Source organism: Pseudomonas sp. Tof1 (genome assembly GCF_055390395.1).
Window position 1 is genome coordinate 5,729,659 of the sequence record NZ_AP024344.1, and the last position, 17,899, is coordinate 5,747,557.

The window sequence follows — 17,899 nt, forward strand, 5'->3', positions numbered from 1 at the left end:
ACATTTCGTAGCGCACAAAAAAGCCCCGGTCATGCGACCGGGGCCTTGTCTTTTCAACGGAGTTCTACGCCGCCGGGTTCGCAGCCGGCGAGGCATTGCCCGGCTGCAGCTTGAACACGTGGAACAACAGCGTCAGCAGCACCAGGAACGCCGGGCCGACATACAGCGCGACGCGCGTGTCGGGGAAGTACGCCATCAGCCCGACCACCAGCACCAGGAACGCCAGCGCCAGGTACGAACTGACCGGGTACAGCCACATGCGGTACTGCAGGCCTGCGACCTGCGCACGGCTCAAGCCCTTGCGGAATTTCAGTTGCGCCAACAGGATCATCGCCCAGGTCCAGATCGCGCCGAAGGTGGCAATGGACGTCACCCAGACGAAGACCTTTTCCGGCACCAGGTAGTTGAGCAGCACGCCCAGCAGCAAGGCCGCGATCGACAGCAGCAGCGCACGACGCGGCACGCCATTGCTCGAGGTCCTGGCGAAGGTCGCCGGTGCCTGGCCGTTCTGCGCCAGGCTGTAGAGCATGCGCCCGGTGCTGAAGATGCCGCCGTTGCAGGACGACAGCGCGGCGGTGATCACCACGAAGTTGATGATGCCGGCGGCGGTCTTGATGCCCAGGCGTTCGAAGGTCATCACGAATGGGCTGCCCTGGGTGCCGATGGCGTTCCACGGGTAGATCGAGAGGATCACGAACAACGCGCCGACATAGAACAGCAGGATGCGCCAGAACACCGAGCCGATGGCGTCGGGAATGGTTTTCTGCGGGTTGCGCGCCTCACCGGCGGTCAGGCCGATCATTTCCACGCCCAGGTAGGCGAACATCACCATCTGCAGCGACATCAGCACGCCGCTGACACCATTGGGCATGAAGCCACCGTTGCTCCACAGGTTGGAAATGCCCAGGGCCACGCCATCGTTGCCGAAGCCGAAGGCGATCACGCCGACACCGCCGATCACCATGGCGATGATGGTGACGATCTTGATCAGGGCGAACCAGAATTCGAACTCGCCAAAGGCCTTCACCGCGATCAGGTTGATGGTGCCCATGCTCAACAGCGCCGCCAGGGCCCAGATCCAGCGTGGCACGTCGGGGAACCAGACCCCCATGTACACCGCCACCGCGGTGATCTCCGCGACGCAGGTCACCAGCCACAGGAACCAGTAGTTCCAGCCGGTGAGAAAGCCCGCCAGCGGGCCGAGATAGTCCTGAGCATAACGACTGAAGGAGCCGGCCACCGGGTTGTGCACGGCCATTTCACCGAGGGCGCGCATGATCACCAGGATCGCCAGGCCGCCGATGATGTAGGAGAGCATGATCGCCGGACCGGCCATTTCGATGGCCTTGGCCGAACCGAGGAACAGGCCGACGCCGATACAGGCGCCGAGCGCCATCAGCCGTATGTGCCGTTCACCGAGTTCGCGTTTGAGCGGGCCGCCTTGAGCGGTCTCGCCGTGGGGCAGGTGGGTGCCAACTGGCATGGGTACAACCTCATCTTGTTATTGGGTATGAACCACCGAACAAGGGAGCGGCAGGCGAGTGGGCCCGGGCTCCCGACAGCGGACCCGCTTCGTGAGCGGGCCCGTCCCGCAGGGAAAACCGACGGGATCAGCGGGCGATGCAGTATAGGAATCCAATGGCAGGGCTTTTCACTCTATAAATCAGAAAATTCAGCTGGAAATCTCGGCAGAAGCGCTGAAAACAGAGGTGCATTCGCTGGCAGAAGCCGGCCCGGCCGGACGAAAAACCCGTGGGAGTATGGCACGCCGGGCAGATCGCGTCATGTCCCGGCCCTTTTCGACCTTGCGCCAATGGACAGCTCTATTCCAAGGCTTGCAGGGCCTCGACAAAAACCATGGCAGGCGTCGTCTTCCCGGCATGATTGTCACGAAAAGTCAGCGTATGCAGGAAATAACTGACTGCATTAACAAAATTTTCGCAGCCCTTTACCAGCGTCTAAGCTTCAGGCAAGTGCGATCAATCTGCGTATGGATGAATCGACTATGGGCGCTCTGTGGGATTCCGATTCGACCAGGACTGTGCCAGCAACCGACAGTCCGGATGAAGCGCCCGTACCGAAAAAACCCCACAAGCGGCGCCTCTGGTGGCGACTGTTCTGGCTGGTGGTGCTGCTCGCGATGATCCTGCTCGGCGTCGCCGCCTCCAGGGAAATGCGCACCTCCAGGATCCAGGCCCGGGAAATCAGCCGCTTTGCCGGCAATCTCGACTACGCCATGGCCAACGGCCCCAGCGACTCGATGCTCTATCCCGGCGAGGGCCCCTTCGACAAACGCCTGGGCTACAGCGACCTGGGCACGTTTCTCGGCCGGCTGGCCAAACGCGGCTACCTGATCGAGGCACAGGCGCGCTTCTCCCCCGCCCTGCTCGACTACGGCAAGGCCGGCTTCTTCGTACCCTATGCGGAAAAGATCCAGGCCGGCCTGTCGATCACCGACTGCCGCGGCGCCGGGCTCTACCAGTACAGCTACCCGCAGCAGTTGTACGGGAGTTTCGCGGCGATTCCGCCACTGGTGGTCAACAGCCTGCTGTTCATCGAGAACCGCGACCTGCTCGACCCCGGCCAGCCCCAGGCCAACCCCGCCGTCGACTGGCCGCGTTTCGGCAAGGCGGTGCTGTCGCAGATCGGCAAGGTTCTGCATATCGGCGGGCAAAGCGCCGGCGGCAGTACCCTGGCGACGCAACTGGAGAAGTATCGACACTCGCCCGATGGCCTGACCCTGTCCGGCGGCGAGAAGATCCGCCAGATGATTTCCGCCAGCGTGCGCGCCTACCAGGGCGGCCCGCAGACCCTGGAAGTGCGGCAGAACGTGGTCCGCGACTACCTCAACAGCGTGCCCTTGTCGGCCGTGCCGGGGCACGGCGAGGTGCATGGCCTGGCCGAGGGCCTGCGGGTCTGGTACGGCGCCGACTTCAACGACGTCAACGCCCGGTTGAGCAGTACCGCCAGCGACCCGCAGAGCCTGGCCAGACGCGGTCTGGCGCTGCGCGAAGTGCTCTCGCTGATGATCGCCCAGCGTCGCCCCTCGCACTACCTGGCCCGGGGCCGCGATGAGCTGGCCGAGCTGACCGACAGCCACCTGCGCCTGCTGGCCCAGAACGGCGTCATCGACGCACCGCTGGCCGCCGCGGCCCTGGCGAGCAAGGTCAGCTACCGCGACTGGGTGCAGGAACCGACGATACAGCCGATCGAATCGAACAAGGGTATCAGCGTCGCCCGCAGCCGCCTGGCGGCGATGCTCGACCGCCCGCTCTACGACCTTGACCGCCTCGACCTGTCGGCCACCAGCACCCTGCAGGCGCAGTTGCAGGGCCAGGTCAGCGATTACCTCCGCAAGCTGGCGAATCCGCAGTTCGCCCAGTCCATCGGCCTGCTCGGCGATCGGCTGCTCACCGCCACCAGTACCCAGCAGGTGCGCTACAGCTTCACCCTGTTCGAACTGACGCCGGACAGCTATCGGGTGCGGGTGCAGACCGACAGCACCGACCAGCCCTTCGACATCAACGAAGGCAGCAAGCTGGAACTGGGCTCCACCGCCAAGCTGCGGGTGCTGACCACCTACCTGCAGATCATTGCCGAGCTGCATGATCGCTATGGCGATCAATCGCCGGCGCAACTGAAAAAGGTCCAAGTCGACGACCAGGACCGGATCACCCGCTGGGCCCTGGACTACCTGGCCCAGAACAGCGACCGCAACCTGCCCGCCATGCTCGATGCGGCGCTGAACCGACAGTACTCGGCAAGCCCCGGCGAAAGCTTCTTCACCGGCGGCGGCCTGCATCGCTTCCACAACTTCCGCAACGAGGACAACGGCCGCAACCCGACCCTGCTCGAAGCCCTGCGCGAGTCGATCAACCTGCCGTTCATCCGCCTCATGCGCGACCTGGTGCGCTACAGCACCTATCAGGGCCCGAACAACAGCGCCGAACTGCTCAAGGACGATGACAACCCGCGCCGCCAGGAATACCTGGCCCGCTTCGCCGACCGCGAAGGCACGGCGTTCATGCTGCGATTCTGGAAAAAGTATCGGAACAAGGACTCCCAGGAACGCCTGGAAACCTTTCTCGACAGCATGCACCCGACGCCGATCCGCCTGGCGGCGGTGCACCGCTACCTGCTGCCGGAGGCGCCGCAGAAAACCTTCGATACCTTCGTGCGGGCCCACCTGAAGACCGAGAAGGTCAGCGACGAACGCCTCGCCAAGCTCTACAAGAGCTACGGCCCCGGCGCCTATGACCTGCCGGACCAGGGCTATATCGCCAAGGTCCACCCGCTCGATCTGTGGCTGCTCGGTTACCTGCTGAAGAACCCGCAGGCCAGGTTCAGCCAGGCGGTGGCCGCCAGTGAGTTCGAACGCCAGGAAGTCTATGGCTGGCTGTTCAAGAGCAGGCACAAGAGTGCCCGCGACAGTCGTATCCGGGTCATGGTCGAGATCGAGGCGTTCCTCGATATCCATCGGCGCTGGCAGCAGGTGGGTTATCCGTTCGACCACCTGGTGCCGTCACTGGCCACGGCCATCGGCAGTTCCGGCGACCGGCCGGCGGCGCTGGCCGAACTGATCGGCATCATCCTCAACGACGGCGTACGCCTGCCCACCTTGCGCATCGACAGCCTGCACTTCGCCGCCCATACGCCGTATGAAACCCGAGTGACCAACGACCCGGGCAAGGGCAAGCGAGTCATGCCCTCCGAGGTCGCTACGGCGTTGCGCGAAGCCTTGTCGCAGGTGGTGGACGCAGGGACAGCGCGGCGGGTGTCAGGCAGCTTCAAACTGCCCGACGGCACGCCGCTGGCCATGGGAGGCAAGACCGGCACCGGGGACAACCGGATAGAAAGCATCGGCGCGGGTGGGCGGGTGCTGAGTTCGAAGTCGATCAACCGCACCGCGACGTTCGTCTTCTACATCGGTGCCCACCACTTCGGCACCTTGACCGCCTTCGTGCCCGGACGCTCGGCGGAGAACTTCAAGTTCACCTCGGCGTTGCCGGTGCAGGTGCTCAAGGGGATGGCGCCGATTCTGACCGACTACCTGCAGCCGGACAGCAGCACCCTGTGCAAGCCGCAGGCTGTGGCGCATCTGTAGGGTGGGGAATTTACGTCAGCCCCCCATCAGGGGCTGCTGTGAAAGCGCTTGGCCAGGGTATAACTCTTCTTCCAGTAGGCATTGTTCAGCGAGTCGATGCGCACGCTCTTGCCGCTGCGCGGGGAGTGAATGAACTTGCCCTCGCCCACATAAAGCCCGACATGGCTCACATTGCCCTGGCCATTGCGGTTGAAGAACACCGCATCACCCGGCTTCAGGCTGCCACGCTGGATAGTCCTGGCGCTGGAACGGCGCATGCCCACCGTGGTCCGCGGCAGCTTGATGTCGGCCTCGTTCTGGAACAGATAGACCAGCAGCCCGCTGCAATCGAAGCCCTTCACCGACATGCCGCCCCAACGGTAGGGCGTGCCGATCAACTGATGGGCACGATCGATGACATTGTCGATGGAAGATTGCGCCTTCACCTCGGCAACCCTGGCCGGGGCGTTCTGTGTCGACTTGAGGTTCGCATGGGCTGACCAGGAGCCCAGCAGGACCCCCAGCGACAGCACCCCTGACACTAACCTGGACATGATAAACACCGCCTTTTCGAAACCTGGCGGCATGGTACGGAGCGGTCCCGGGCTTGCTCAGAGTGCTTTTCGCAGTTTCACGTAGGAAGCATCCCAGGCAAACCAGCGAAAACACCACATCCCTCCGCGCCGCGAAACCTCCAGTGCCTGTCTCTCCGTTCCCAACGTCCCTCTCGCCCATCAGCACGTTCGTCGGTTTTTCTTGCCTTAGGAATAAGATATATCTTACGGTATATCTTAAGAACAGAGGAGAAAGAGAAAATGAGAGAGCATCACCACCCTCCCCACCACCGCGAATTCGGCGATGGCCACGACGGCTTCGAACGCCGCCCCGGCCGTGAACGCGGCGGCCGCGGCCCGCGGGTGTTCGCCCCGGGCGACCTGAAACTGCTGTTGCTGGCCCTGGTCGCCGAACAGCCCTGCCATGGCTACGACCTGATCCGCCAGATCGAAGGCATGTTCGACGGTGCCTACAGCCCGAGCCCGGGGGTCATCTACCCGACCCTGACCTTCCTTGAGGAAAGCGATCTGATCAGCGGCGACGCCGAGGCTGGGAAAAAGCGCTACAGCGTGACCGACAACGGTCGCCAGTTCCTGCGCGAACAGGCTGTGGCCCTGGACGGCGTGCGCACCCGCATCGATGTCAGCAAGCGCTCCCTGCGCGGTCACGACCGGCCGCCGGAAATCCACGAGGCGGTGCATAACCTGCGCCACGCACTGCAACTGCATCACGGACGCTGGAGCCCGGAGGAAATCCTGCGGGTCCGCGACCTGCTGAACAACACCGCCAAGGCCATCGTCGATGGTCCCGTGTCCGCCCAGTCCCATTCGGAGCAAGCGCAATGAACGAAGTCAATCGCCAAGGCATTCATCGGGTCATGCACGAGATCAGGCGCCGCCGCCTGCAAGTGCTGCGGGTGCGGGACCTGACGCCGCGCATGCGCCGCATCACCCTCGGCGGCCCGGAACTGGCGGGTTTCATCAGCCTGGGCACGGACGACCACGTCAAACTGTTCTTCCCGCAGACCGCCGCCGAACAGGCTGCGCTGGAAACCCTGGTGATTGGCGCCAAGGACAACGGCCCGCTGCCGGCCATGCGTGACTACACGCCGCGTCGCTATGACCTGGAGCGGGGTGAACTGGATATCGACTTCGTCCTGCATGGCGACGGCCCCGCCTCGACCTGGGCGGAACAGGCCACACCCGGCCAGTTCCTGCATATCGGCGGGCCACGGGGTTCGCTGGTGGTCCCGGATATCTTCGACAGCTACCTGTTGATCGGCGACGAAACCGCCCTGCCGGCCATCGCCCGGCGCCTGGAGGGCCTGGCGGCCAACCGCCGCGCGCTGGTGGTGGTCGAGGTGGAGAACGCGGCTGAACAGCAGCCCCTGCACAGCCAGGCACAGGTCGAAGTGATCTGGGTGCGACGCGACGCGCCAGGACAGGGTCTGCTGCAAACCGTCGAGCAACTGACCCCGCCAAGCGGCAGCCTCTACGCCTGGGTCGCCACCGAGGCCGGGCTGTCGCGCAAGGTGCGCCGGGTATTGCTCGACATCCACGGGCTGGATGAGGCGTTCGTCAAGGCCGCTGGCTACTGGCGCCTGGACGGTAGCGCCGAAGAGTAATCTCCGGCCTCGGCAGTGGGTGGGCCGCCCCACTCACTGCAAGCCTCAAGTCCGCCGCCTGCCACCCCAACGATCCATGCCGATCAGCAGCAGCGAGACCAGCACGAAGCCCAACAGTATCTGCCCGGCGTTGACGAACACCTGGGGATAACCCAGCCGGTCAACATCGACGAAGGGATACGGATACGCGCCGATCAGGTGCCCGCGCAGCAGCACATAAGCGAAATACACCAGCGGATAGGCCAGCCACGACAACACCTGCGGGAAGCGCAAGCGGCCCTTGGGCACACACACCCACCAATAGACCACGAACAGCGCCGGCATCACGTCGTGCAGCAGTTCATCCGCCAGCCACTGAAAGCCCTGGGGATGCCACAACGAGCGCAGCAACAGGCTGTAGGCCAGCCCCACCACGACGATATTGGCGACGATCGCCGTGCGCACCGACGGTTTGAGGAAAAAGCGCCGGCCCCACGAATCGCGGGACGTCACTTCACAGGTCAGCACCACCGCCACCAGGGTGTTGGTCAGCACGGTGAAGAAACTGAAGAAGGTGATCAACCCGCCGAGCAGGCTCGCCCCGGCCTGCCAGCGCGAGATCAGGATCAGGTACATCTGGATGCCCAGGCCGCTCCAGCCCAGCACCGCCGCGGCCAGCAGCACGGCGCGCGAGCGGATGCGGCGCAGCGGCGGCTGGCCGGACACGCGCTTCGACTCCACGGCAGGACCTCAGCGTCGGGTGCGCATCAACTTCACGTACAGCCGCTCGACCTTCTCCCGCGCCCACGGCGTCCTGCGCAGAAAAGTCAGGCTCGACTTGATGCTCGGGTCGCTCTTGAAGCAACGGATATCGATGCGCTCGGCCAGGCCCTGCCACTCGTAATGGGCCACCAGGGCATTGAGGATCTGCTCCAGGGTCACCCCATGCAGCGGATTGTTGGATGTTTCGGTCATGCCGAACCTTCGATGAGGAAATGGAACAAGGCGCGCACCTTAGCCGAGCCCTTCGCCAGGGGGAAGAGCCACCGATAGCAGATGGCGCAATGGCCCTTACTTGAGTCTAGCCGCGTCGAGATACGTTGCAGGGGCAGTGTTTTAAAATCGAAAAACTGTGTTACGTTATAACAAATCATAACCATTCGTCGGACACCCCCTCCGTCATCCGCCTGCTCTTTCGACTCACCGATGCGCTTCGCATCGCGCTTGCCAAGGAAACATCGATGTCCCTCTCCTCCCCCCTGCGTACCCGACTGACTCCGCTGGCCGCCGCCTTGCTGATCGCGGGCCCGGCCCACGCCCTGGAGCTGCAACCCCAGGTCATCACCGCCAACCCCCTGGGCAGCGAACAGCCCGCCGCCCCCAGCACCGTGCTCGAAGGCGACGACCTGACCCTGCAGCAACAGGGCAGCCTCGGTGAAACCCTGAACAGGCAACCCGGGGTGTCGTCGTCCTACTTCGGCCCGGGCGCCAGCCGACCGATCATTCGTGGCCAGGACGGCGATCGCATCCGCCTGCTGCGCAACGGCGTCGGCGCGCTGGATGCCTCGGCGCTGTCCTATGACCACGCGGTGCCGCTGGATCCGGTCAACGTCGAACGGATCGAGATCGTCCGTGGCCCGGCGGCGCTGCTCTATGGCGGCAGTGCCATCGGCGGGGTGGTCAACACCTTCGACAACCGCATTCCCACCAGCCCCATCGATGGTATCCACGGTGCCGGCGAACTGCGCTACGGCGGCGCCGACACCACCCGCAGCAGCGCCGGCAAGCTGGAAGCCGGCGACGGCACCTTCGCCCTGCACCTGGACGCCAACGCCCGCGAGTTCAACGACCTGCGGATTCCCGGCTACGCCCGTAGCCGCAATGCACCGGCCAGCGAGGACGGCGACGGACGCAAGGGCCGCCTGGGCAATAGCGACGGTCGCCAGGATGGCGGTGCCGTGGGCGGCTCCTACCACTGGGATAATGGTTACGCCGGGCTGTCCTACAGCAATTACGACAGCAACTACGGCTCACCGGCCGAGCAGGATGTGCGCATCCGCATGAAGCAGGACCACTACGCCTTCGCCTCGGAAATCCGCAACCTCGAGGGGCCGTTCAGTTCGGTGAAACTCGATGCCGGCTACACCGACTACGAGCATCGGGAAATCGAGGGGGGCGAAACCGGCACGATTTTCAGGAACAAGGGCTACGAGGCCCGGGTCGAGGCCCGCCACCTGCCGGTCGGCCCGTTCAACGGAGTGGTCGGGGCCAGGTCAGTCGCAACGAATTTTCCGCACTGGGCGAGGAAGCCTTCGTTCCGCAAACCGACACCGACGCCGGCGCGCTGTTCCTGCTGGAAGAGCTCAAGGCCAGCGAGCGTCTGACCTTCAGCCTCGGCGGCCGCCTGGAACACACGCGTATCGACCCGGATGCCAAGGGCAACGAGCGTTTTGCCAATGCCGAGCGGAGCAACAGCTTCACCGCCGGCAGCCTGTCCTCCGGCGCGGTCTACCAGTTGACGCCGGTCTGGGCGCTGGCCGCGGCCCTGGGCTACACCGAGCGCGCGCCAACCTTCTACGAGCTGTATGCCAACGGTGCCCACGTCGCCACCGGCACCTATGAAGTCGGCAACCCCGACCTGTCGAAGGAAAAGGCCGTATCCAGCGACCTGGCCCTGCGTTTCGACAACGGCACCCACAAGGGCAGCTTCGGTGTGTTCTACAGCCACTTCTCCAACTACATTGGCCTGCTCGGCAGTGGTCGTACCCTCAACGACGACGGCGAGGAAGACGCCGCTGGCATCCCCGAATACCGCTATTCCGGCGTACGGGCCCGCTTCGCCGGGTTCGAGGCCCAGGATCACTGGAAACTGGGTGAAGGCGCCTACGGCAAGTTCGCCCTCGAACTGTCCAGCGACTACACCCGCGCCACCAACCTCGATACCGGCGAGGCCCTGCCGCGGATCGCGCCGCTACGCCTGAACAGCGGCCTGCTGTGGGAGCTGGATCGCTGGCAGGCGCGGATCGATGTGGAGCATGCGGCGGGCCAGGGACGGGTGCCGTCCAACGAGTCCGGCAGTTCGGCCTACACCACCTTCGGTGCCAGTGCCGGCTACCACTTCGATATCGGCAGCAGCCAGTGGCTGGCGTTCGTCAAGGGCGACAACCTGACCAACCAGACCGTGCGTTATGCCAGCTCGATCCTGCGTGATATCGCGCCGGCGCCGGGCCGCAGCATCGAGGTCGGCCTGCGTACCACCTTCTGACATTCACCCAGGCAAGACCGTGGTGAGCAGGCCGGCCTGCTCACCACCACCCACCCGAAGACTGTTACCGAATCTGAAATGATCCATGTCAGGGAACCCCCTGTTTCCGCGATAGACATGGGTTTATCCTTTGTGCGCTAACACCTGAATCGTTTAATCAGCAAAGTTCGCGGCTGAAAACGCTCCGGTTCCCCCTCGACTTCCCGTCCCGCAAGCAGCGCCTGCCTGTTGCGGCTCCCGCGTGGAAGTCCCTCGGGCAATTTATCTGAACGAAGTCCCCGCCGAATCGTCATCTACAGTGATTACAGCGCGGGATACCTTCAACGTCACGGAGAAACCAAACCATGAGCACTGACCGTGCTTCGAATCGAGGCCGCCTGCTACCGAGCCTGCTCGGTATCGTGCTGCTGTTGATGGGCCTCGCCCTGCTGGCCGGCGGGATCAGGCTGAGCCTGCTGGGTGGCTCGCTGTACTACCTGCTGGCCGGCATCGGCCTGTTGTTGACCGGCGGCCTGTTGCTGGCCGCCCGCCGGGCAGCCCTGGGCCTCTACGCCCTGGTGCTGTTCGCCAGTACCCTGTGGGCCCTGTGGGAAGTCGGCCTGGACTGGTGGCAACTGGTGCCGCGCCTGGCCCTGCTGTTCGCCCTGGGGATTGTCATGCTGCTGCCGTGGTTCCGCCAGCCATTGCTGCACAGCGGTGCCGCACCGATGGGTACCGGCGCGCTGGGCGTGGCCGTGGTGCTGGCCGGCGCCACCGCCGTCGCCAGCCAATTCACCAACCCGGGTGAAATCAAGGGCCAGCTCGATCGCGACAGCGTCCCTGGCATGAGCAACACCGCACCGGCCACGGCCGATGGCGACTGGGATTCCTATGGCCGCAGCGCCCATGGCGATCGCTACTCGCCGCTGGCGCAGATCACCCCGCAGAACGCGCACAAGCTGGTACCGGCCTGGACCTTCCGCACCGGCGACATTCCCGGGCCGAACGATCCCGGCGAAACCACGGCGGAAAACACCCCGCTGAAGGTCAACGGCATGCTCTACGTGTGCACGCCCCACAGCCAGGTGATCGCCCTCGACCCGGATACCGGCAAGGAAATCTGGCGCTTCGATCCGAAACTTTCCACGCAGAAGGCGGCGAACTTCAAGGGCTGGGCCCACATGACCTGCCGTGGCGTGGCCTATCACGATGAAAACGCCTACATCGCCAATACCGCGCCGTCCACAACCGACGCGTCCGCCACCGCGTCGCTGGCGGCCGACAACGCGCCAAGCGGCCGCCTGGTCGCCACCGGCCAGGAAAACCAGTGCCCACGGCGGATCTTCCTGCCCACCGCCGATACCCGCCTGATCGCCCTGAACGCCGACACCGGCAAGATGTGCGAAGACTTCGGCGACAAGGGCCAGATCGACCTCGGCGCCAACATCGGCACCTTCGCCCCCGGTGGCTACTACTCCACCTCGCCGCCGGCGGTCACCCGCAACCTGGTGGTGATCGGCGGCCACGTCACCGACAACGTCTCCACCGACGAACCCAGCGGCGTGATCCGCGCCTTCGACGTGCGCACCGGCAAGCTGGTGTGGAACTGGGACAGCGGCAACCCGGACGACACCACCCCGATCGCCCCGGGCAAGACCTACACCCGCAACTCGCCGAACATGTGGTCGATGTTCGCCGTCGATGAAAAACTCGGCATGCTCTACCTGCCGATGGGCAACCAGACACCGGATCAGTTCGGTGGCGCCCGCACCCCCGATTCGGAGAAATACGCCGCCGGCCTGACCGCACTGGATATCGACACCGGACATGTGCGCTGGACCTACCAGTTCACCCACCACGACCTGTGGGACATGGACGTCGGCGGCCAGCCGACCCTGATGGACCTCAAGACCGCCGACGGCGTCAAGCAGGCCGTGCTGGCTTCGACCAAGCAGGGCAGCATCTACGTGCTCGACCGCAGCAACGGCCAGCCGATCGTGCCGATCAACGAGATCCCGGTACCACAGGGCGCAGTCGCCGGCGACCACACCTCGCCGACCCAGCCCAAGTCCGACCTCAACTTCATGCCGCCGCCCCTGAAAGAGCGCGACATGTGGGGCGTGACACCGTTCGACCAGATGCTCTGCCGGATCGACTTCAAGTCGCTGCGCTACGAGGGCCCGTTCACCCCGCCATCGCTGCAGGGCTCGATCGTCTACCCGGGCAACTTCGGCGTGTTCGACTGGGGCGGCATTTCGGTCGACCCGGTGCGCCAGATCGCCTTCGTCAACCCGAGCTACATGGCCTTCCGCTCCAAGCTGATTCCGGCGGCGGAGATCGCCTCCCAGGGCCCCCGCAAGAGCGAAACCGAAGGCGTGCAGCCGAACAAGGGCGCGCCATACGGGGTGATCCTCGAAGCCCTGCTGTCGCCAATGGGCCTGCCCTGCCAGGCACCGGCCTGGGGTTATGTGGCAGCGGTCGACCTGACCACCCACAAGACGCTCTGGATGCACAAGAACGGTACCGTGCGTGACAGCTCGCCGGTGCCGATCCCCCTGAGCATGGGCGTGCCGAGCCTGGGCGGGACCTTCACCACCGCCGGTGGCGTGGCCTTCCTCAGCGGTACCCTGGACCAGTACCTGCGCGCCTACGATGTGAAGAACGGCAAGCAACTGTGGGAAGGCCGCCTGCCAGCGGGCGCCCAGACCACGCCGATGACCTACACCGGCAAGGACGGCAAGCAGTACGTACTGGTGATGGCCGGCGGGCATGGCTCGCTGGGCACCCGCCAGGGTGATTACGTGCTAGCGTACAAGCTGTCCGAGTAACGTGCGGCAGACATGAAAAAGGCGGCCTCTCAAGGGCCGCCTTTCTTCCGTGACACCTAGTGTTCGATCACCTCGCCGCGCATCGGCGCCAGCCGGGCGATCAGGCGGTTCTGTACCCGCACCGGTATCCCCTGCTCATCCATCGCCGCGATCAGGTCCTCGACCAGCGCATTGAAATCGCTGCGGCTGACATTCTGGCCCTTGTGGCTCTCGGCCATGGTATCGCCGGTGTAGACACAGGGCCCGCCCGCCTCGACGCAGAACTGTTCGACCAGCTTGTTGCGCAGGCGCACGATGTCGATCTTGCGGAAGCGCTCGGCAATCCGCGGGTCGTGGGCGATCTTCAGCAGCATGCCCTCGACGATCCGGGTGATCCCGGCACGCTCGCCGAGGTCGCGGTAGAGGCTGTCATCCCTGGGCGGCTGCTGGGCACAACCGGCCAGCAGGACAGCAACCAGCAGCAGTTTCAAACCCCGCATCAGAAACTCCCCTGTACGGACAGATAAGTGCCGTTCTGGTTATCCAGTGTGGCGATTTCTCCCAGCCGGGCGTAGGCCAGGACGAAGGACAGGTGTTTGTTGGGGAAATAGCCGATGAATACGTCGGCCCAGTCGCTTTCACCAGCGAAGGACAGGTTGTCCGGCTTTTCCCGGTACTCCACGCCCACGGCCCAGCGCGGGTTGAACAGTACCGCCACGGAGCCTTCCTTGAGCACGCTGCGGGTATCGCGACGATCGCCGCCGAAGCCCATCAGCCCCAGCTCATTGGCCCGGCTGTAGCGTACACCGCCGTTGACCAGCAGGTTGTAGCCGAAGGCCGCGCCGATGAACAGCCGGCTGGCGGCCAGGTAGCCCTCGACGTCCTGGTCACGCTTGGCGCCGACCAGTTCGGGAATGTCGAAGTTGGTCTGGTGCTTGTACTCCAGGCCCAGGGACACCTGCGGCAGGGTGTCGTAGATCAGGTCGCCGAACAGCCGGACCTTGAGCCCGACGATATCCTGGCCGAGATGATCTTCCGGCAGGTTGAGCTTGTGCACCAGCGAGCCCAGGTCGAAGCGCTGACGGGCCAGGGACAGCTCCACGCGGTTGTCATAGGAGGCTGCCAGCCCGACTACGTCGAGCCGATAGTCCGGGACGTTGACGGTGGTGGCGAACGCGGTGGCGCCCCATTCGTTCTTTTCGCCATAGCCGGTCAGCACCGCCCACGGCGTGATGCCTCCGCCCGCCGCGCCCTCCAGGCTGCTGGCACCGCCTGTGGCGATCAGGCGGCCGTTATCGGCCTCGGCGGCATTGATTCCCAGGCCCAGCAGGCCCAGCAGGCACAACAGGGAATAACGACGTTTCATAGCAGTCAGTGGACCATGGCAGAGGGTGAATTCAAGGGTTTTGCGACCCAGGCCTCGAACGCCGCCGCACTCAGCGGACGACTGATCAGGTAACCCTGGGCGGTATCGCAATGCCAACGCTCCAGTAGGCGCAGGCTGTGTTCGTACTCCACCCCTTCGGCCACCACCTTCAAGCCCAGGTTGTGGCTCATTTCAATGGTCGAACGCACGATCACCGCGTCCTCGCTGGTTTCGTCCAGGTTGCGGACGAAGGACTGGTCGATCTTCAACTCCTGCACCGGCAGGCGCTTGAGGTGTGCCAGCGAAGAGTAGCCGGTACCGAAATCGTCCACCGACAGGCTGATGCCACAGGCACGCAGGCGTTGCAGGACCTGCAGGGCCTGTTCCGGCTCGCGCATCACCGCACTTTCGGTGATCTCGAAGATCAGTTGTTCGGCGGGCAGGCGATGCACCTCGAGCAGCGCCGAAACCCGGTCGGGCAGGTCGCCGATCAACAAGTCATCGGCGGAGATGTTCAGGGACAGTTGCAGGTGCAGGCCCCGCTGGTTCCACTCGGAGAGCTGGCGCATGCCCTCCTCGATCACCCAGCGGGTGAGGATCTGGATGCTGCCAGTACGTTCGGCGAGGGTGATGAATTCTCCCGGCGACACCATGCCGAACTGCGGATGCTGCCAGCGCAGCAGGGCTTCGGCCTGGCGCACCTGGCCCTGGCGGATATCCAGCTTGGGCTGGTAGTGCAGCAGCAGTTCACCGTTGGCGGCGGCATGGCGCAAGTCGCGGATCAGGGCGATCTGCCGGCGATGGGCCAGGTCGCGGCCCTCTTCGTAGATCTGCAGGCGGCCGGGCATCTGCGCGGCGTCCTGCATGGCGATGGCGGCACGCTCGAGCAGTTCCTCCGCCTCCTGGCCATCGTTCGGGAACGCCGCAATCCCCATCCGGCAATCCAGCGCCACGTCGTGATCGTTGATCCGCTGGGGCTTGAGCAGCAATTGCTGGATCTGGTCGGCAACCGCCACCGCGCCCTCGCTGCCGGTGCCCTGCAGCAGCAGGAGAAATTCCCCGGCAATCAGGTGGGCAACCGTGTCGCCCGCGCGCAGGGCCGACTTCAGGCGCTTGCCAACGCTCTGCAACACCTGGTCGACCGCGCCGGGTCCTCCGGTCTCGTTGACGGTACGCAGGTTGTCGATACCCAGGTAGACCAGCGCCACCGGGCGGGCGGCGTCTATCGTGCTGCTCAGCCGCTCCATCGCCAGTGCGCGGTTGGGCAGGCCGGTGAGCAGGTCGTGCAGGGCATTGTGTGCCAACTGCTGTTCGCGCTCGGCGATGGCACCCTGCATGGTATTGAACATCCTGGCGAGCAGACCCAGTTCATCACTGCGCCGCAACCTGACCGGCGTCTCGTAGTCGCCCTTGCCGATGCGCTCGGCGGCCTGGGCCAGAGAACGCACCGGCTGCGAGACGCTACGCGCCAGCAGCAGGGCCCCGACCAGCGAAGCCAGCAGCGCGACCAGCGCGATCAGCAGGATCTTTTCGTCCAGCGGCGCGAAGGCCTGCATCGCCACATCCAGGGGGCTCTGCAACAGGGCGATGACCTGGCTGTCATTGTTGTCGCTGGTGCTGGCCAGTCTCAGCGACTGGCTGAGGAAGTTCTGGCTGAGGTGCTCGGTCATCTGCGTGTCATGCCCACCGGACGCTTCGAGCATCAACCGGGTGATGCTCGGTGCCAGTGCTGCCGGCTGGGTGCTGACCAGTTCGCCGACCTGCTGCCGATCGACGCTGAGGAACGACACCTCGAGGTTGGTCAGCGAACGCAGTTGCGAGGCAAAGGCGTTGTCCATGGAAAAGCCCATCACCACCCGGGCGATCGGCAGCGGCGCCAGCACCTGCGCCTCGACCAGCAGGTGCGGCTTGCCCTGCAGCGGCACGATCAGGGCCGATTGCCGGTTGCGCCGGGCCTCGCGCAGTGCCTGGTCGAAACGGAATGGCGTACCGTCGGGCGTATCGGCCAGGGTGCTGGCCATGACCGTGCCATCCATGCTCAACAGGATCATGTCGTTGGCATTGATACGCTTGCCGTGGTTGATCAGCACCGAACGGATGGTCGCCGAGTCGCCGCTGGAGACCGCATCGCGAAAGCCGAAATCCGCCGCCAGCAGTTGCACGCCATCACCCAGGCGCCGGCTCTGCACGTCCAGCAGACGCTCGAAAACCCGCGTACCGACCTCCAGCTGCGCACGCGCCTGGCGCTGCACCGCTTCGTTGGTCGCCACCTTGACGCTGAAGTACAAGGCACCGATCACCACCAGCAACAGCAGGGTCAGTACAACGGCGATCCGCGCCTGAAAACTACTGCGCAGGTTCACTGAGAGCTTTATTGAAGGCATCACCAAAGGCACTCGATGCTGGCGCCGACGGAGCATCCGACGACAGCGGTTGAATCGTCAGGCTGAAGCGTTGCTTCAACCCCGTGGCCGGCACATCGATTTCGCCGCCCGCCTGCGGCTGCATGTCCGCGACCTGCGGGTGCCAGAGCGTGACGCGATAATGGCCGGCGGGCAGCTTGTCGAAAGCGATCCGGCCGTTGTCGTTGCTGGTCGCGAACCAGGGATCGTCGGTGACGTAGATGTAGCCGAGCATCCAGTCGTGGATATTGCAGCCCAGCACGACCACACCCGGCTTGTCGAACAACACCGGATCCGACGGTGTACCCTCGTAGAGGCGCAGTTCAAAGCGCTTGGGTTGCGAAAAGGAATAGACCTGATGGCGGATATTGTCGCTGTTGGGAAACTTGACCTGGGTCCCGGTATGCACCGCCAGCACGTGGGGTACGTACTCTTTGTTACGCTGGTCCATGTCGGCCTTCAGGCTGATGGCGGCAGGTGCGGCGCCACCCTGCAGGGTCAGCACCGCCCCCACCAGCGGCTTGCCCTGTTGGTCGACCAGATCGGCCTGCAGGCCGGCGGCATGGCTCGGGCCACTGGCGAGCAATCCAGCAACACACAGAAACAATCCAGGCAATGAAATGGGGCGGGCCATACAACAACTACTCACTGGTTCATTAAAAAGATGGCCTGCCCTGGCGCAAAGGGATCAGCAAGTGCAGATTACCGAGGCTCGGGCAGAAGATCACGCAAGAAATGAGGCGTTTTGCCACTATCTTGAGCCAGCCGACGAACGACTCATGCCCCTTAAAACCTCTACACGAAGATGAAAGATGTACAGGTTCATGCCCGGGCTATCG

Annotated in this window: 12 protein-coding genes and 1 pseudogene; 5 read left to right on the plus strand and 8 right to left on the minus strand. The window is 64.5% G+C overall.

The genetic code is table 11. The annotated features are described in order from the left end of the window. Positions 1-64: 64 nt before the first annotated feature. Positions 65-1,483 carry an amino acid permease gene (locus ACZ5KU_RS25785; protein WP_054057434.1) on the minus strand — a complete coding sequence of 473 codons (1,419 nt, stop codon included), beginning with the start codon at positions 1,481-1,483 and terminating at the stop codon, positions 65-67. Positions 1,484-2,005: 522 nt separating this feature from the next. Here ACZ5KU_RS25785 and ACZ5KU_RS25790 point away from each other — a divergent pair. Next, entirely contained in the window at positions 2,006-5,104 is a 3,099-nt protein-coding gene (locus ACZ5KU_RS25790; RefSeq protein WP_464736447.1) for a transglycosylase domain-containing protein, read from the plus strand. A gap of 26 nt (positions 5,105-5,130) precedes the next feature. On the opposite strand, the gene ACZ5KU_RS25795 is transcribed toward ACZ5KU_RS25790, so the two are convergent. Beyond that, on the minus strand, positions 5,131-5,637 hold the full coding sequence (locus tag ACZ5KU_RS25795) for a C40 family peptidase (protein ID WP_054057493.1): 507 nt from the start codon (positions 5,635-5,637) through the stop codon (positions 5,131-5,133). A gap of 261 nt (positions 5,638-5,898) precedes the next feature. Between ACZ5KU_RS25795 and ACZ5KU_RS25800 the strand changes: the two genes are divergently transcribed. After that, the gene (locus tag ACZ5KU_RS25800) at positions 5,899-6,483 is read left to right on the plus strand and encodes a PadR family transcriptional regulator (RefSeq protein ID WP_054057432.1); all 585 of its coding nucleotides are present in this window, start codon (positions 5,899-5,901) and stop codon (positions 6,481-6,483) included. Continuing rightward, positions 6,480-7,262 (plus strand): siderophore-interacting protein, encoded by a 783-nt coding sequence (locus ACZ5KU_RS25805; protein ID WP_054057431.1) that lies wholly within the window; start codon positions 6,480-6,482, stop codon positions 7,260-7,262. The genes ACZ5KU_RS25800 and ACZ5KU_RS25805 overlap by 4 nt, the downstream gene beginning before the upstream one ends. Before the next feature lie 45 nt (positions 7,263-7,307). On the opposite strand, the gene ACZ5KU_RS25810 is transcribed toward ACZ5KU_RS25805, so the two are convergent. Both ACZ5KU_RS25810 and ACZ5KU_RS25815 read right to left on the minus strand, forming a co-directional pair. Further along, a complete protein-coding gene (locus ACZ5KU_RS25810) occupies positions 7,308-7,982 on the minus strand; it encodes a Pr6Pr family membrane protein (RefSeq protein WP_054057430.1) in 675 nt (224 codons plus the stop codon). Between the two features lie 9 nt (positions 7,983-7,991). Next, positions 7,992-8,216 (minus strand): VF530 family protein, encoded by a 225-nt coding sequence (locus tag ACZ5KU_RS25815; RefSeq protein WP_054057429.1) that lies wholly within the window; start codon positions 8,214-8,216, stop codon positions 7,992-7,994. 266 nt (positions 8,217-8,482) lie between these two features. On the opposite strand from ACZ5KU_RS25815, the pseudogene ACZ5KU_RS25820 reads away from it, so the two are divergent. Beyond that, positions 8,483-10,506: pseudogene (locus tag ACZ5KU_RS25820) on the plus strand (TonB-dependent receptor). A 413-nt stretch (positions 10,507-10,919) separates the two neighbouring features. Beyond that, positions 10,920-13,313, plus strand: coding sequence for a glucose/quinate/shikimate family membrane-bound PQQ-dependent dehydrogenase (locus ACZ5KU_RS25825; RefSeq protein WP_425357880.1), 2,394 nt, complete (start codon positions 10,920-10,922; stop codon positions 13,311-13,313). 56 nt (positions 13,314-13,369) lie between these two features. On the opposite strand, the gene ACZ5KU_RS25830 is transcribed toward ACZ5KU_RS25825, so the two are convergent. Genes ACZ5KU_RS25830 through ACZ5KU_RS25845 form a run of 4 tightly spaced genes read right to left on the minus strand, consistent with a single transcriptional unit; the run spans position 13,370 to position 17,694 of the window. Beyond that, positions 13,370-13,792, minus strand: coding sequence for a group I truncated hemoglobin (locus tag ACZ5KU_RS25830; RefSeq protein ID WP_054061688.1), 423 nt, complete (start codon positions 13,790-13,792; stop codon positions 13,370-13,372). Then, a complete protein-coding gene (locus ACZ5KU_RS25835; RefSeq protein WP_054057425.1) occupies positions 13,792-14,658 on the minus strand; it encodes a DUF3034 family protein in 867 nt (288 codons plus the stop codon). The genes ACZ5KU_RS25830 and ACZ5KU_RS25835 overlap by 1 nt, the downstream gene beginning before the upstream one ends. Before the next feature lie 5 nt (positions 14,659-14,663). Next, positions 14,664-17,021 (minus strand): putative bifunctional diguanylate cyclase/phosphodiesterase, encoded by a 2,358-nt coding sequence (locus ACZ5KU_RS25840; protein ID WP_054057424.1) that lies wholly within the window; start codon positions 17,019-17,021, stop codon positions 14,664-14,666. After that, complete coding sequence (locus ACZ5KU_RS25845; protein ID WP_054057423.1) at positions 17,005-17,694, minus strand: methylamine utilization protein; 690 nt, start codon at positions 17,692-17,694, stop codon at positions 17,005-17,007. Before ACZ5KU_RS25845 ends, ACZ5KU_RS25840 begins: the two co-directional genes overlap by 17 nt. Positions 17,695-17,899 lie beyond the last annotated feature (205 nt).

What these genes read in the sequence shown, in the direction of transcription:
- ACZ5KU_RS25795 (WP_054057493.1), bottom strand. Translation starts at nt 5,637, where the DNA reads ATGTCCAGGTTAGTGTCAGGGGTGCTGTCGCTGGGGGTCCTGCTGGGC.
- ACZ5KU_RS25790 (WP_464736447.1), top strand. Translation starts at nt 2,006, where the DNA reads ATGGGCGCTCTGTGGGATTCCGATTCGACCAGGACTGTGCCAGCAACC.
- ACZ5KU_RS25815 (WP_054057429.1), bottom strand. Translation starts at nt 8,216, where the DNA reads ATGACCGAAACATCCAACAATCCGCTGCATGGGGTGACCCTGGAGCAG.
- ACZ5KU_RS25845 (WP_054057423.1), bottom strand. Translation starts at nt 17,694, where the DNA reads ATGGCCCGCCCCATTTCATTGCCTGGATTGTTTCTGTGTGTTGCTGGA.
- ACZ5KU_RS25830 (WP_054061688.1), bottom strand. Translation starts at nt 13,792, where the DNA reads ATGCGGGGTTTGAAACTGCTGCTGGTTGCTGTCCTGCTGGCCGGTTGT.
- ACZ5KU_RS25835 (WP_054057425.1), bottom strand. Translation starts at nt 14,658, where the DNA reads ATGAAACGTCGTTATTCCCTGTTGTGCCTGCTGGGCCTGCTGGGCCTG.
- ACZ5KU_RS25825 (WP_425357880.1), top strand. Translation starts at nt 10,920, where the DNA reads ATGGGCCTCGCCCTGCTGGCCGGCGGGATCAGGCTGAGCCTGCTGGGT.
- ACZ5KU_RS25805 (WP_054057431.1), top strand. Translation starts at nt 6,480, where the DNA reads ATGAACGAAGTCAATCGCCAAGGCATTCATCGGGTCATGCACGAGATC.
- ACZ5KU_RS25785 (WP_054057434.1), bottom strand. Translation starts at nt 1,483, where the DNA reads ATGCCAGTTGGCACCCACCTGCCCCACGGCGAGACCGCTCAAGGCGGC.
- ACZ5KU_RS25800 (WP_054057432.1), top strand. Translation starts at nt 5,899, where the DNA reads ATGAGAGAGCATCACCACCCTCCCCACCACCGCGAATTCGGCGATGGC.